Origin of the sequence: Marinobacterium lacunae, assembly GCF_000705555.1 — a bacterium.
In the GTDB taxonomy this organism is placed as follows: domain Bacteria; phylum Pseudomonadota; class Gammaproteobacteria; order Pseudomonadales; family Balneatricaceae; genus Marinobacterium_D; species Marinobacterium_D lacunae.
The window spans coordinates 1-15,730 of record NZ_JMQN01000056.1 but is presented as its reverse complement, the minus strand read 5'-3'; the positions used below and the strand labels follow the sequence as shown (position 1 = coordinate 15,730).

The following is a 15,730-nucleotide window of genomic DNA, read 5'->3' as shown; positions in this document are numbered from 1 at the left end:
GGGGGGGGGGGGGGGGGTGATGGTCATGCCGGGCGACAACATTCAGATGTCTGTTACCCTGATCAACCCGATCGCGATGGAAGAGGGTCTGCGCTTCGCTATCCGTGAAGGTGGTCGTACCGTTGGTGCGGGCGTTGTTTCCAAAATCATTGCGTAAAATCTGATATTTAGTGTTGCGATGTGATAGGGAGGTGCATATAATGTGCCTCCCTGTTACGCAGTAGGCCAGTGGCTCAATTGGCAGAGCAGCGGTCTCCAAAACCGCAGGTTGGGGGTTCGAGTCCCTCCTGGCCTGCCATTCCGGATCTGGAATGGCGTCAAGCAAAGCGCAAGCTTTCATATTTCCGAGGCACCAGGCGTGAATTCTAAAGTGACTTCCGAAGGAACTAAGCTCGACGGCCTTAAGTGGCTTGTTGTGGTTGCCATCGTAGCGGCTGGGGTTGTTGGTAACTCCGTATTTGCCGGCGAATCCCTGCTTTATCGTGTGCTTGCTCTTTTGGCGCTGGCACTGGTGGCGGGTTTTGTTGCTTTTCAGACGGCGAAGGGGCGTGCGTTCTTTCAGCTTTTTAAGGAAGCAAAGAACGAGATTCGCAAAGTGGTGTGGCCCACTCGTCAGGAAACGCTGCAGACAACGGCAATTGTTGTTGTTGCGGTTTTGATTGTTGGGTTGTTGCTCTGGGGTCTTGATACGCTGCTTGGCTGGATTGTTTCTGGCGCTATAGGTTGAGGTTGAGCATGGGAACGGAAAAGAAGCGCTGGTACGTTGTGCATGCCTACTCCAACTATGAAAAGAAGGTGAAGGAAGCGCTGACGGAAAGCATTGACCGTCACGGAATGCAGGATCTTTTTGGTGAGATTCTGGTGCCTACCGAAGAGGTGGTCGAGATTCGTGATGGTAAGAAACGCAAATCTGAGCGCAAGTTTTATCCTGGCTATGTTCTGGTGAACATGGTCATGAATGATCAGACCTGGCACTTGGTGAAAGATACGCCGCGTGTGCTGGGCTTTATCGGTGGTACGGCAGACAAGCCGGCGCCGATAACCGAAAAAGAGGCGAATGAGATTCTGCAGCGCGTCGAGAGCGGTGTGGACAAGCCGAAGCCGAAGACTGTCTTCGAGCCTGGTGAAATGGTGCGAGTGACCGATGGTCCGTTTGCAGATTTCAACGGGGTGGTCGAAGAGGTCAATTACGAGAAAAACCGTCTCCAGGTGGCTGTTCTGATCTTTGGTCGTTCAACGCCTGTTGAGTTGGAATTTGGTCAGGTCGAAAAGGCCTGATCGTCTTAAAGATTATGGGGAGGGTGGCTGTGCTTGCGCAGCCGCCCTCTTGTTGTGAAAAGAAGGGGAGCCGCAAGGCGTTTGAACCCTCAGGAGTGGCTTAAATGGCTAAGAAAATCAACGCTTACATCAAGCTGCAGGTTAAAGCAGGTCAGGCGAACCCGAGTCCCCCAGTCGGTCCGGCTCTGGGTCAGCACGGTGTTAACATCATGGAATTCTGTAAGGCGTTCAACGCTCAGACGCAGAGCATGGAAGCGGGTCTCCCGATTCCTGTCGTGATCACCGTTTACAGTGACCGTAGCTTTACCTTCATCACCAAAACTCCGCCAGCTTCTATTCTGCTGAAGAAAGCTGTCGGTCTGAAGAGCGGTTCTTCCCGTCCGAATACTGAGAAAGTCGGTACTGTTACCCGTGCTCAGTTGGAAGAAGTTGCAACCGTTAAGATGCCGGACCTGACCGCTTCCGATATGGATGCTGCGGTTCGCACCATCGCCGGTAGTGCACGTGCTATGGGTCTGATTGTTGAGGGTGATGAATAATGGCTAAGCTGACTAAGCGCCAGAAGGCGATCCGCGAAAAGATCGAAGCGGGCAAGGCGTACGCAATCAACGAGGCTGTTGCTCTGCTGGCTGAAGTGTCTGCGGTTAAGTTTACCGAGTCTCTGGACGTTGCGGTAAATCTTGGTGTCGATCCGCGTAAATCCGATCAGGTCGTACGTGGTTCTACCGTACTGCCGCACGGTACTGGTAAAGACGTTCGTGTCGCTGTGTTCGCGCAGGGCGACAATGCAGAAAAAGCCAAAGCTGCTGGTGCTGATATTGTCGGTTTCGACGATCTGGCAGAGCAGGTCAAAGGCGGCAACCTGGACTTCGACGTTGTGATCGCAACTCCGGACGCTATGCGTGTTGTGGGTCAGCTCGGTCAGATCCTCGGTCCCCGCGGTCTGATGCCGAACCCGAAGGTCGGTACTGTGACGCCTGATGTTGCTACCGCTGTACAGAACGCCAAGGCTGGTCAGGTGCGTTTCCGTACTGACAAGAACGGTATCATTCACTGTTCAGTTGGTAAGGTTGGCTTCAGCGATGCTGCAGTCAAGGAAAACGTCGAAGCGCTTATCGCTGACCTGAAGAAGCTGAAGCCTTCTTCTGCCAAGGGCGTTTATCTGAAGAAAGTGACCCTGTCCACTACCATGGGCCCGGGTCTGCTGGTCGATCAGAGCACACTGGCTGTCTGATCGATATAAAGGTTTTTTGAGGGTCTTCGTGACCTCTGTGACAGAGACGAAGGCCGTCAAAGACCGCAGGTGGCAGAGCGGTTTTTACCGCGTCTGCCTTAATGGGCCAACCAGCCTGCGCAGACGGTGAGATTCACGTGTGAATCATGACCACCGTACTCAACCTCGCGTAAGCGGGGTGGTTGGTAAACAGTCGAAAGACTCAATCCAGGAGTAAATTGTGGCATTAGGACTCGAAGACAAAAAAGCGATCGTCGCTGAAGTCCAGGAAGCTGCCCAGAATGCACTCTCTGCTGTCGTTGCGGATTCCCGCGGCGTTGAAGTGGGTGACATGACTGCACTGCGTAAGCAGGCGCGCGAAAACGGTGTTTGGCTGAAAGTCGTTCGTAACACCCTGGCGCGTCGTGCAGTAGAAGGTACTGCTTTCGAGTGTCTGCAGAGCAGCTTTGTCGGTCCGACCATCATTGCTTTCTCTAAGGAACATCCGGGCGCTGGCGCTCGTATCCTTAAAGATTTCGCCAAAGGCAATGAGAAGTTCGAACTGAAAGCGGCTGCTTTTGAAGGCAACGTCGTGGACGTAGCGATGCTGGCAAGCCTGCCGACATACGAAGAAGCTCTGGCAAAACTGATGAGCTGTATGAAAGAAGCGGCTGCAGGCAAGCTGGTACGCACTATTGCGGCTATTCGCGAACAGAAAGAAGGCGCTGCGGCTTAATTGTTAGCCCGGCCTTATACGATTTAACGCACGTTTATAGGATTTGACACATGTCTCTGTCTAAAGAAGATATCATCAACGCAATCGCTGAAATGTCTGTAATGGACGTTGTAGAACTGGTTTCTGCAATGGAAGAAAAATTCGGCGTTTCTGCCGCTGCTGCTGTTGTTGCTGGCCCGGCCGGTGAAGCTGCTGCTGCAGAAGAACAGACTGAATTCAACGTTATCCTGGCTGCTGCCGGCGATAAGAAAGTCAACGTCATCAAAGCAGTCCGTGCCGCTACTGGCCTGGGTCTGAAAGAAGCGAAAGAGATGGTTGACGGCGCTCCGGCAACCGTTAAAGAAGGCGTGAGCAAAGAAGAAGCTGAAGCTCTGAAGAAAGAGCTGGAAGAAGCTGGCGCTACCGTTGAGCTCAAGTAATCGCTTCGATGCGTTGCAAGCAGCTTAGTACTGCTTAAAGGCGTATGGCTGGTGGCGAAATGCCACCGGCCTTTTTCCGTTATTTATAGACAGCAAATAAATGACGGTATAACAGCCCGCCACGTTATGGCGGCTGGCTTCTCAACCTAGGTGCACATGCTGGGGAACACTGATGGCTTATTCATATACTGAGAAGAAACGTATACGCAAGGATTTCGGTAAGCTGCCGCAGGTGATGGATGTGCCATACCTGCTTGCGATACAGCTCGATTCCTACCGCAAGTTTCTGCAAGCGGGCTCTGATCAAGCGCAAGGGCGCAAGGATGAAGGGCTTCACGCTGCATTCAATTCTGTATTCCCGATCGTATCCTACTCAGGAAACGCTGCGCTGGAATACGCCGGTTATCGCCTCGGTGAACCCGTTTTTGACGTTGCCGAATGTCAGCAGCGTGGTGTGACCTATGCGGCTCCTTTGCGCGTGAAGGTGCGTCTGATCATCTATGATCGCGACTCATCGACCAAGGCGATCAAGGATATCAAGGAGCAGGAAGTCTACATGGGCGAAATGCCCCTGATGACTGAAAACGGTACCTTCGTCGTTAACGGTACCGAGCGAGTGATCGTATCGCAGCTTCACCGTTCGCCTGGCGTTTTCTTTGATCACGACAAGGGCAAGACGCACTCTTCAGGCAAGCTGCTTTACTCTGCGCGCATTATTCCTTACCGCGGTTCATGGCTGGACTTCGAGTTCGATCCGAAGGATGCTCTGTTCGTGCGTATCGACCGTCGTCGTAAATTGCCGGCGACCATTCTGCTGCGTGCACTTGGATTCCAGGCTGAAGAGATCCTGGATACCTTCTTTGAAACCACTGGCTGGACGCTGGAAAATGATCAGATCTGGATGGATCTGATTCCGGAGCGTCTGCGCGGTGAAACCATGTCGTTCGAGATCAAGGATCCCGAAGGCAAGACCATTGTTGAGGCGGGTCGCCGTATCACTCCGCGTCACATTCGCCAGATGCAACAGGCCGGCATGGGCCAACTGAACGTTCCGGGCGAGTACCTGATCGGCAAAGCGCTGGCCAAGGATCTGATGGATCCCTCTACCGGTGAAGTGTTGGCGCCGTGCAACACTGAAGTGACCGAAGACCTGATCGCCAAAATCCAGAAGGCGGGTATCGATCGTCTTGAGACGCTCTATACCAACGATCTGGATTGCGGTCCGTTCATCTCCGATACTCTGCGTATCGATCCGACCCGCAACCAGCTGGAAGCGCTGGTCGAGATCTACCGTATGATGCGCCCTGGCGAGCCGCCAACCAAAGAGTCTGCAGAAGGCTTGTTCGAGAACCTGTTCTTCTCCGAAGAGCGCTACGATCTGTCCGCTGTCGGTCGTATGAAGTTCAACCGTCGCCTCAGTCGCGAAGTTGAAACCGGCTCCGGTATCCTCGATAAGGATGACATCCTCGATGTCATGAAAACCCTGATCGAGATCCGTAACGGTAAGGGCGTGGTCGACGATATCGATCATCTGGGTAACCGTCGTATCCGCTCCGTTGGCGAGATGGCAGAGAACCAGTTCCGCGTAGGTCTGGTCCGCGTCGAGCGTGCAGTGCGTGAACGTCTGTCCATGGCAGAAGCGGACAACCTGATGCCGCAGGATCTGATCAACGCCAAGCCGGTGGCTGCTGCGATCAAGGAGTTTTTCGGTTCATCCCAGTTGTCCCAGTTCATGGACCAGAACAACCCGCTGTCCGAGATTACTCACAAGCGCCGTGTTTCTGCGTTGGGCCCGGGTGGTCTGACCCGTGAACGTGCTGGCTTCGAGGTGCGTGACGTTCATCCGACCCACTATGGTCGTGTATGTCCGATCGAGACCCCTGAAGGTCCGAACATCGGTCTGATCAACTCGCTGGCAGTCTTCGCTCGCACCAACGATTACGGCTTCCTCGAAACACCGTATCGTCGCGTAATCGACAACAAGGTAACCGACGAGATCGATTACCTGTCTGCGATCGAAGAGAGCAAATACGTCATCGCCCAGGCGTCTGCAGCGATGAACGAGAACATGGAGCTGACTGACGAGCTGGTAGCCGTCCGTCACCTCAACGAATTCACCGTGACGCCGAAAGAGAACGTTCAGTACATGGACGTGTCTCCCCGTCAGGTGGTATCCGTTGCGGCATCACTGATTCCGTTCCTTGAACACGATGACGCGAACCGCGCATTGATGGGATCGAACATGCAGCGTCAGGCTGTGCCGACTCTGCGCTCCGAGAAGCCGCTGGTCGGTACTGGTATCGAGCGCAACGTGGCGCGTGACTCCGGCGTATGTGTCGTGGCGCGTCGTGGCGGTGTTATCGAGTCTGTCGACGCCGGTCGTATCGTGGTGCGTGTTCACGATGACGAGGTTGAAGCGGGGGATGCAGGTGTTGATATTTACAACCTGACCAAATACACCCGTTCCAACCAGAACACCTGTATCAACCAGCGCGCTATCGTGCGTCCGGGCGAGCAGGTCGAGCGTGGCGATATCATGGCTGACGGTCCGTCCGTCGACCTCGGTGAGTTGGCGCTGGGTCAGAACATGCGCATCGCTTTCATGCCCTGGAACGGTTACAACTACGAGGACTCCATCCTCATCTCCGAGCGTGTGGTTCAGGAAGATCGCTTCACCACAATCCACATTCAGGAACTGACCTGTGTGGCGCGTGACACCAAGTTGGGGCCTGAGGAGATCACCTCCGATATCCCCAACGTGGGCGAGGCGGCGCTGTCCAAACTGGACGAGTCCGGTATCGTGCATATCGGTGCCGAAGTGGGCCCGGGCGATATTCTGGTCGGTAAGGTGACGCCGAAGGGCGAGACCCAGCTGACACCGGAAGAGAAGCTGCTGCGTGCGATCTTCGGTGAGAAAGCGTCCGACGTTAAGGACACCTCACTGCGCGTCAAAACCGGCACCCTCGGAAAAGTCATCGATGTTCAGGTCTTCACCCGTGACGGTGTGCCCAAGGATGAGCGTGCGCTCTCCATCGAGAAATCCGAGATGGATGCGATCCGCAAGGATCTCAACGAAGAGTTCCGTATCGTCGAGCAGGCGGTATTTGAGCGTCTCGAGCGTGCACTGGTTGGTCTGAAGGCCGATGGCGGTGCGGGTCTGAAGAAGGGTGAGGAGATCACTTCCGAGTTCCTGTCGGGCCTGAAAAAATCTGAGTGGTTCAAGATCCGCGTTTCCGACGAAACGACTCAGGAGCTGCTTGAGCTTGCGCAGAAGCAGCTGGAAGAGCGTCGCGAAAATCTCGACAAGCGTTTCGAAGACAAGAAACGCAAGTTGCAGACAGGCGATGATCTGGCGCCGGGCGTACTGAAGATCGTCAAGGTCTACGTTGCCACCAAGCGTCGCGTACAGCCGGGTGACAAAATGGCCGGCCGTCACGGTAACAAGGGTGTTATCTCGGTCATCATGCCGGTCGAAGACATGCCTTACGACGAGCACGGCGAGCCGGTCGACATCGTCCTGAATCCGCTGGGTGTACCGTCGCGTATGAACGTCGGTCAGATCCTTGAAACCCACATGGGTATGGCGGCGAAAGGGCTTGGTCGCAAGATCAACCAGATGCTTGAGGTAGAGCGCGCCAAGGCGGAAACGGCGAAAGAGCTTCGTGGCTTCCTGGGTGAGATCTACAACGGTGAACATGGCGGTCTAAGCTGTGGACGTACAGAAGAGCTGGACAGCTTCAGCGATGAAGAGATCCTGACGCTGGCGACCAACCTTAAGGGCGGTGTTCCGCTGGCAACGCCGGTATTTGACGGTGCCAAAGAGGCTGAGATCAAGTCGCTGCTGCGTCTGGCTGATATGGATGACTCGGGGCAGTTCACGCTGTACGACGGCCGCACCGGCGACAAGTTCGACCGTCCGGTAACCGTTGGTTACATGTACATGCTGAAGTTGAACCACCTGGTCGACGACAAGATGCACGCGCGTTCTACCGGTTCCTACAGCCTGGTTACCCAGCAGCCGCTGGGTGGTAAGGCTCAGTTCGGTGGTCAGCGCTTCGGTGAGATGGAGGTCTGGGCGCTTGAAGCGTACGGCGCGGCCTACACTCTGCAGGAGATGCTGACCGTTAAGTCGGACGACGTGAACGGCCGTACGAAGATGTACAAAAACATCGTCGACGGCGATCACCGGATGGAGCCGGGTATGCCGGAATCGTTCAACGTGTTGATCAAGGAGATCCGCTCTCTCGGTATCGATATCGAGCTTGAGAGCGAGTAAGTCCCTAACTGATCACCAGTCGGTGCACCCTGCCAGGCAGGTAGGGTGCACCGGCGCTGAGAACTCCGCGTAGGAGCTATACGACAATGAAAGATTTGCTGAATCTGCTGAAGTCCCAGGGTCAGTCCGACGAGTTCGATTCCATCCGAATCTCGCTGGCGTCGCCGGAGATGATCCGTTCCTGGTCATACGGCGAAGTCAAAAAGCCGGAGACCATCAACTACCGTACCTTCAAGCCGGAGCGTGACGGTCTGTTCTGTGCCAAGATCTTCGGCCCGATCAAGGATTACGAGTGCCTGTGCGGCAAGTACAAGCGCATGAAGCACCGTGGCGTTATCTGTGAGAAGTGTGGCGTTGAAGTGACCATGACCAAGGTGCGTCGTGAACGCATGGGTCATATCGAACTCGCCTCTCCGGTTGCGCACATCTGGTTCCTGAAGTCACTGCCGTCCCGTATCGGTTTGATGCTGGATATGACGCTGCGTGACATCGAGCGCGTGCTCTATTTCGAATCCTTCGTCGTGATCGATCCGGGCATGACTACGCTTGAGCGTGGCCAGATGCTCAACGACGAGCAGTATTTCGAAGCGCTGGAAGAGTTCGGTGACGAGTTCGACGCACGCATGGGTGCCGAGGCGGTGCAGGAGCTGCTCGCGTCCATCGATCTGGAAGGTGAGATCCAGCGCATCCGCGAAGAGATCCCCCAGACAAACTCAGACACCAAGATCAAGAAGCTGTCCAAGCGTCTGAAGCTGATCGAGGCGTTCTACAAGTCCGGTAACAAACCTGAGTGGATGATCATGCAGGTGCTGCCGGTACTGCCGCCGGATCTGCGTCCGCTGGTACCGCTGGATGGCGGACGTTTCGCGACCTCCGATCTGAACGATCTGTATCGTCGCGTCATCAACCGCAATAACCGTCTGAAGCGTCTGCTTGACCTCAATGCGCCGGATATCATCGTGCGCAACGAGAAGCGTATGCTGCAGGAATCGGTCGATGCGCTGCTCGACAACGGTCGCCGCGGTCGTGCCATCACCGGCTCCAACAAGCGTCCGCTGAAGTCCCTGGCCGATATGATCAAGGGTAAGCAGGGTCGCTTCCGTCAGAACCTGCTCGGTAAGCGTGTCGACTACTCTGGCCGTTCCGTTATCGTGGTCGGTCCGTACCTGCGTCTGCATCAGTGCGGTCTGCCGAAGAAAATGGCGCTTGAGCTGTTCAAGCCGTTCATCTTCTCCAAGCTTGAGCTGCGTGGCTATGCCACCACCATCAAGGCTGCCAAGAAGATGGTTGAGCGCGAAGAGCCGCTGGTATGGGATATTCTCGACGAAGTTATCCGCGAACATCCGGTACTGCTCAACCGTGCACCAACCCTGCACCGTTTGGGTATCCAGGCGTTCGAGCCGGTGTTGATCGAAGGTAAGGCGATCCAGCTGCACCCGTTGGTGTGTGCGGCATACAACGCCGACTTTGACGGTGACCAGATGGCCGTTCACGTGCCGCTGACCATCGAAGCGCAGCTCGAAGCACGTGCGCTGATGATGTCCACCAACAACATTCTGTCGCCCGCTAACGGCGAGCCGATCATCGTGCCGTCTCAGGACGTGGTACTGGGTCTGTATTACATGACCCGTGAGCGTATCGCGGCACCTGGCGAAGGGATGGTGTTCTCCGACATCAAGGAGATTCAGCGGGCCTACGGCGCCAAGCAGGTTCACCTGCAGGCGCGTATCAAGGTGCGTATCCAGGAAACCATTCGTGATATCGAAGGTAACGTAGAAGAGCGTTACGGCCTGCAGGAGACTACCGTTGGCCGTGCGATGCTGTTCGATATCGTGCCGGCCGGTCTGCCGTTCGAGCTGGTCAACCAGCCGATGAAGAAAAAGGCGATCTCCCGTCTGCTCAACGAGGCATACCGTCGTTGTGGTCTGAAAGATACCGTTATCTTTGCTGACCAGCTGATGTATATGGGCTTCCGTCAGGCAACCGTATCCGGTGCCTCTATCGGTGTTAACGACTTTGTTATCCCGGACGAGAAGGTCGAGATCGTTGCGGCTGCCGATGCAGAAGTAAAAGAGATCGAGCGTCAGTTCGGTGACGGCCTGGTAACCCAAGGCGAGAAATACAACAAGGTAGTCGACATCTGGTCACGTGCCAACGAAGTGCTGGCCAAGAAGATGATGGACAACCTGAAGGTCGACAAGGTCACCAACTCCGAAGGTAAGGTGGTCGACCAGGAGTCGTTCAACTCGGTTTACATGATGGCGGACTCCGGTGCGCGTGGTAGCGCCGCCCAGATCCGTCAGCTGGCGGGTATGCGTGGTCTTATGGCCAAGCCGGATGGCTCGATCATCGAAACCCCGATCGTTGCGAACTTCCGTGAAGGTCTGAACGTACTCCAGTACTTCATCTCGACCCACGGTGCGCGTAAGGGTCTTGCTGATACCGCATTGAAAACGGCGAACTCCGGTTACCTGACACGCCGTTTGGTGGATGTGGCGCAGGACGTTGTTATCACCGAAGTCGATTGTGGCACCGACAAAGGTCTGGTGGTTCAGCCGATGATTGAAGGCGGCGACGTTGTCGTACCGTTGGGTGAGCGTGTACTGGGTCGTGTTGTTGCTGCTGATGTTCTGACGCCGGCAGGCGACGATACGCTGATTCCGGCCGGAACCCTGATCGACGAAGCCTGGGTAGCGCGTCTGGAGAACGACGAAGCGTACAGCAGTATCGATGAGATTCTGGTTCGCTCGCCGATCACCTGTCAGTCTCGTCACGGTATCTGCTCATCCTGCTACGGTCGTGACCTTGGTCGCGGTCATAAGGTCAATATCGGGGAGTCTGTCGGTGTTATCGCCGCACAGTCCATCGGTGAGCCGGGTACACAGCTGACCATGCGTACGTTCCACATCGGTGGTGCGGCGTCGCGGGCGGCGGCTGTTGACAGCGTTCAGGTCAAGAACGGCGGTGACGTGCGTCTGCATAACCTGAAGTACGTAGAGCGTACCGACGGCACCATCGTGGCCACTTCCCGTTCCGGCGAGCTGGGTGTGACCGACGAGCATGGTCGTGAGCGTGAGCGCTACAAGCTGCCGTACGGTGCCATCATCAAGGTGAAGGATGGTGCACGTGTCGAGCCGGGCGCAATCGTTGCGAACTGGGACCCGCATACACACCCGATCATCACCGAGGTGGCAGGTCGCCTGTTATTCGTGGGGATGGAAGACGGTATTACCATCAAGCGTCAGACAGATGAGCTGACCGGTCTTTCTACCATCGAAGTACTGGATGCCAAGGATCGTCCGCAGGCGGGTAAAGATATCCGTCCGATGATCAAGCTGGTGGATGCTGCCGGAAACGACATCTTCCACACCGGTACCGAAATGCCGGCCCAGTATCTGTTGCCGCCGAAGTCCATCGTGACCTTGAACGACAACTCCGAGGTGCAGGTGGGTGACATTCTTGCGCGTCTGCCGCAGGAAGGCACCGTCAACAAGGATATCACCGGTGGTCTGCCGCGCGTTGCCGACCTGTTCGAAGCGCGTCGTCCGAAAGAGTCTGCGGTGCTGGCCGAAGTGTCCGGTACTGTAACCTTCGGTAAAGAGACCAAGGGCAAGCGCCGCGTCGTGATCACACCGCATGACGGATCTGATCCGTATGAGGTCATGATCCAGAAGTGGCGTAACCTGAACATCTTCGAAGGCGAAACAGTCGAGAAGGGTGAGGTTATCTCCGACGGTCCGTCCAACGCTCACGATATTCTGCGAATTCTGGGTGTCGGTGAACTGGCGAAGTACATCGTCAGCGAGATTCAGGACGTTTACCGCCTCCAGGGCGTAGGTATCAACGACAAGCACATCGAAACAATCGTGCGTCAGATGCTGCGTAAGGTTGAGATCACCGAAGGTGGTGATTCCAGCTTTATCCCGGGTGAGCAGGTTGAATACGCGGCTGTCGTCGAAGAGAACGAAGCGCTGGCAGCGGATGGCAAGATTCCGGCCAAGTTCGAACGTGTACTGCTGGGTATCACCAAAGCGTCGCTGGCAACCGAGTCCTTCATCTCTGCGGCCTCCTTCCAGGAGACAACCCGCGTGCTGACAGAAGGTGCGGTAACCGGCAAGAAAGACTACCTCCGTGGTCTGAAAGAAAACGTGGTCGTGGGTCGTCTGATTCCGGCCGGTACTGGTCTGGCCTATCACAGCGAGCGTAAGCGCAAGCGTGCCCAGACCGGAGAAAGCGTCACGGTAAGCGCAGAAGAGGTGCAGCAGGCTCTGACCGAAGCACTGAACGCTTCCATGAATGATATTGAGTAAAAACTGCTCAATATTTGACGTCGGGGGCTGGAATTGAGTAGAATTCCGGCCCTTTCGTGACTGGGATTACGTAAAGTAGCCCCGGTCTTTTTAGTATGGTGCTAATAAACCAAACGTGGAGTTTGCTTAATGGCAACAATCAACCAGCTGGTTCGCAAGCCGCGTAAGCGCGCGGTAGAAAAAAGCGACGTACCTGCGCTGCAGGCATGCCCCCAGCGTCGTGGCGTATGTACCCGTGTGTACACCACTACCCCGAAGAAGCCGAACTCGGCACTGCGTAAAGTCTGCCGTGTGCGTCTGACCAACGGTTATGAAGTCTCCTCCTACATCGGTGGTGAAGGTCATAACCTGCAGGAGCACTCTGTAGTACTGATCCGCGGCGGTCGTGTTAAGGACCTCCCGGGTGTGCGTTACCACACAGTTCGTGGTTCTCTGGACTGCTCCGGCGTTAACGGCCGCAAGCAGGCTCGTTCCAAGTACGGTGCTAAGCGTCCTAAGTCTTAATCCCTCGTTAGACGGCGAGGCTGTGCCAGTCAGGTATCTGAGTAATCCGGTTCCTAAGCGGTTTGGCTAACCCGAAAGACGATAAGAGTAAGGACAGGTGTCAATTGACATCCTGATGAACCTGAAGACCTTTTACATATTTAGAGGGCTTATCAATGCCTAGAAGACGCGTAGCTGCGAAGCGCGAAATCCTGCCGGATCCTAAATTCGGTAACATTACCCTGGCAAAATTTATCAACCATTTGATGATCAGCGGCAAAAAGTCCGTCGCTGAGCGCATCGTATATGGCGCACTGAGCAAGATCGAAGAGCGCACCAAAGGTGACGCGATCGAGCTGTTCGACAAAGCGCTCGAGACTGTGCAGCCGGTAGTCGAAGTAAAATCCCGCCGTGTCGGTGGTGCTACCTACCAGGTTCCTGTTGAAGTTCGCCCGTCCCGCCGCACGGCTCTCGCCATGCGCTGGCTGGTTGACGCCGCACGCAAGCGTGGTGAGAAATCCATGGCGCTGCGTCTGGCCGGTGAACTGATCGACGCTTCTGAAGGTCGTGGTGCCGCTGTTAAGAAACGTGAAGACGTGCATCGTATGGCTGAAGCCAACAAAGCTTTTGCCCACTATCGCTTCTAAACTTCAGAGGAATGTGTCGTGGCTCGTAAAACTCCTATCGAGCGCTACCGTAACATCGGTATCTGCGCTCACGTAGACGCCGGCAAGACCACCACCACTGAGCGTGTCCTGTTCTACACAGGTCTGTCGCACAAGATCGGTGAGGTTCATGACGGTGCTGCTACCATGGACTGGATGGAACAGGAGCAGGAGCGTGGTATCACTATCACCTCAGCTGCTACTACCTGCTTCTGGGCCGGTATGAACCAGCAGTTCGAACAGCACCGCGTTAACATCATCGACACCCCGGGACACGTTGACTTCACTATCGAGGTGGAACGTTCCCTGCGTGTACTCGACGGTGCGGTAGTTGTACTGTGTGCCTCTTCTGGTGTGCAGCCGCAGACCGAAACCGTATGGCGTCAGGCCAACAAGTACGAAGTCCCCCGTATGGTGTTCGTCAACAAGATGGACCGTGCTGGCGCAGACTTCTACATGGTCGAAAAGCAGTTGAAGGATCGTCTTGGCGCTACCGCCGTGCCGATCAACCTGCCGATCGGTGCTGAAGATGAGTTCAAGGGTGTTGTCGATCTCGTCATCATGAAGGCTATCTGGTGGAACGAAGCTGACCAGGGTATGACCTATGAACTGGGTGATATCCCGGCTGATCTTCAGGCCAAGGCTGAAGAGTACCGTGAGAAGCTGGTTGAAGCTGCCGCTGAAGCCAACGAAGAGTTGATGGAAAAGTACCTCGAAGAGGGTGACCTTTCCGTTGAAGAGATCAAAGCAGGTCTGCGTGCACGCACCCTGGCTAACGATCTGATTCTGATGCTGGCCGGTTCTGCATTCAAGAACAAGGGTGTGCAGGCTGTTCTTGACGCGGTTATCGAATACCTGCCGTCGCCGACTGAAGTTAAGGCGATCGAAGGTACTCTGGATGACGCGGCTCAGACAGTTGCAACTCGTGAAGCTGACGACAATGCTCCGTTCTCGGCGCTGGCATTCAAAATCGCGACTGACCCGTTCGTGGGTACTCTGACCTTCATTCGTGTCTATTCAGGTGCTCTGAACTCCGGTGACAGCGTTTACAACTCTGTCAAAGAGAAGAAAGAGCGTGTTGGTCGTATGGTGCAGATGCACGCCAACAACCGTGAAGAGATCAAAGAAGTTCTGGCGGGCGACATCGCGGCACTGATCGGCCTGAAAGATGTCACTACTGGTGACACCCTGTGCGACCTGGATAACAAGATTGTCCTCGAGCGCATGGAGTTCCCGGATCCGGTTATCTCCGTAGCGGTAGAGCCGAAGTCCAAGGCTGACCAGGAGAAGATGGGTATCGCGCTGGGTAAACTGGCTCAGGAAGACCCCTCTTTCCGCGTTGAAACCGACGAGGAAACCGGTCAGACCATCATCTCCGGTATGGGTGAGCTTCACCTGGATATCATCGTTGACCGTATGCGTCGCGAGTTCAAGGTTGAAGCCAACATCGGTAAACCGCAGGTTGCTTACCGCGAGAAGATTCGCAAGCCTGTCGTCGCAAACCACAAGTTTGCCCGTCAGTCTGGTGGTCGCGGTCAGTACGGTCACGTTGTTGTTGAGTTCAGCCCGAGTGATGAAGAAGGGTTGGAGTTTGTCAACGAGGTCGTAGGTGGTGCTATTCCGAAGGAATACATCCCGGCGGTTCAGAAAGGTATCGAAGAACAGATGAAGAACGGGGTTATCGCGGGCTATCCGCTGATCGGCCTCAAGGCGCGTCTGTACGACGGTTCTTTCCATGAAGTTGACTCCAACGAGATGGCGTTTAAAATCGCCGCATCTCAGGCGCTTAAAAAGTACGCAATGGAAGCAAGTCCTTGCCTGCTTGAGCCGATGATGAAAGTGGAAGTCGTGACTCCTGAAGAGTACATGGGCGATGTGATGGGTGACCTCAACCGTCGTCGTGGCCTGGTTCAGGGCATGGAAGACAGCAGCTCTGGCAAGATTATTCGCGCCCAGGTGCCGCTGGGTGAGATGTTCGGTTACGCGACTGACCTGCGCTCTGCGTCTCAGGGTCGTGCAACCTACTCTATGGAGTTCGAGTGCTATGCCGAAGCTCCAAACAACATCGCCGAAGCTGTAATGAAGCAGAACTAATTTAAGCCTAATTGCTTGATTTAAGAGGATAGACTCGTGGCTAAGCAATCATTTGAACGTAACAAGCCGCACGTAAACGTCGGCACCATCGGTCACGTTGACCACGGTAAAACCACTCTGACTGCGGCGCTGACCCGCGTATGTTCAGAAGTATGGGGCGGCGCAGCCGTTGCTTTTGACGGTATCGACAAGGCACCGGAAGAGCGTGAGCGCGGTATCACCATCAACACCTCACACGTAGAGTACGAGTCTCCGA

At 55.3% G+C, this 15,730-nt stretch carries 13 protein-coding genes and 1 tRNA gene; all 14 read left to right on the top strand.

Annotated elements, in window-relative coordinates; translation table 11 throughout:
* The coding region (locus tag ADIMK_RS21800; protein WP_497006506.1) for an EF-Tu C-terminal domain-related protein at positions 1 to 157 on the top strand (157 nt) is incomplete at its 5' end.
* Between the two features lie 65 nt (positions 158 to 222).
* Positions 223 to 298, top strand: a tRNA-Trp gene (locus ADIMK_RS18100).
* Positions 299 to 358: 60 nt separating this feature from the next.
* Positions 359 to 727 (top strand): preprotein translocase subunit SecE, encoded by a 369-nt coding sequence (gene secE, locus ADIMK_RS18095; RefSeq protein ID WP_036191120.1) that lies wholly within the window; start codon positions 359 to 361, stop codon positions 725 to 727.
* An 8-nt stretch (positions 728 to 735) separates the two neighbouring features.
* Entirely contained in the window at positions 736 to 1,278 is a 543-nt protein-coding gene (nusG, locus tag ADIMK_RS18090; RefSeq protein ID WP_036191115.1) for a transcription termination/antitermination protein NusG, read from the top strand.
* 104 nt (positions 1,279 to 1,382) lie between these two features.
* Positions 1,383 to 1,817, top strand: coding sequence for a 50S ribosomal protein L11 (rplK, locus tag ADIMK_RS18085; RefSeq protein ID WP_036191113.1), 435 nt, complete (start codon positions 1,383 to 1,385; stop codon positions 1,815 to 1,817).
* Positions 1,817 to 2,512: a 50S ribosomal protein L1 gene (gene rplA / locus ADIMK_RS18080; RefSeq protein WP_036191112.1), complete on the top strand. Its 696-nt coding sequence runs from the start codon at positions 1,817 to 1,819 to the stop codon at positions 2,510 to 2,512. The genes rplK and rplA overlap by 1 nt, the downstream gene beginning before the upstream one ends.
* A 220-nt stretch (positions 2,513 to 2,732) precedes the next feature.
* Entirely contained in the window at positions 2,733 to 3,227 is a 495-nt protein-coding gene (gene rplJ, locus ADIMK_RS18075; protein WP_036191110.1) for a 50S ribosomal protein L10, read from the top strand.
* Positions 3,228 to 3,277: 50 nt separating this feature from the next.
* On the top strand, positions 3,278 to 3,646 hold the full coding sequence (gene rplL, locus ADIMK_RS18070; RefSeq protein WP_036191108.1) for a 50S ribosomal protein L7/L12: 369 nt from the start codon (positions 3,278 to 3,280) through the stop codon (positions 3,644 to 3,646).
* 172 nt (positions 3,647 to 3,818) lie between these two features.
* Positions 3,819 to 7,922 (top strand): DNA-directed RNA polymerase subunit beta, encoded by a 4,104-nt coding sequence (rpoB, locus tag ADIMK_RS18065; RefSeq protein WP_036191106.1) that lies wholly within the window; start codon positions 3,819 to 3,821, stop codon positions 7,920 to 7,922.
* An 86-nt stretch (positions 7,923 to 8,008) separates the two neighbouring features.
* Positions 8,009 to 12,232 (top strand): DNA-directed RNA polymerase subunit beta', encoded by a 4,224-nt coding sequence (gene rpoC / locus ADIMK_RS18060; RefSeq protein WP_036191104.1) that lies wholly within the window; start codon positions 8,009 to 8,011, stop codon positions 12,230 to 12,232.
* Positions 12,233 to 12,361: 129 nt separating this feature from the next.
* Positions 12,362 to 12,736: a 30S ribosomal protein S12 gene (gene rpsL, locus ADIMK_RS18055; protein WP_036191102.1), complete on the top strand. Its 375-nt coding sequence runs from the start codon at positions 12,362 to 12,364 to the stop codon at positions 12,734 to 12,736.
* A 155-nt stretch (positions 12,737 to 12,891) separates the two neighbouring features.
* Positions 12,892 to 13,362: a 30S ribosomal protein S7 gene (gene rpsG, locus ADIMK_RS18050; protein WP_036191100.1), complete on the top strand. Its 471-nt coding sequence runs from the start codon at positions 12,892 to 12,894 to the stop codon at positions 13,360 to 13,362.
* Positions 13,363 to 13,380: 18 nt separating this feature from the next.
* Positions 13,381 to 15,474 (top strand): elongation factor G, encoded by a 2,094-nt coding sequence (gene fusA / locus ADIMK_RS18045; protein ID WP_036191098.1) that lies wholly within the window; start codon positions 13,381 to 13,383, stop codon positions 15,472 to 15,474.
* 36 nt (positions 15,475 to 15,510) lie between these two features.
* Positions 15,511 to 15,730, top strand: a 220-nt coding sequence (locus ADIMK_RS21500; RefSeq protein ID WP_036187879.1) for a GTP-binding protein, incomplete at its 3' end; no start/stop codon positions are given.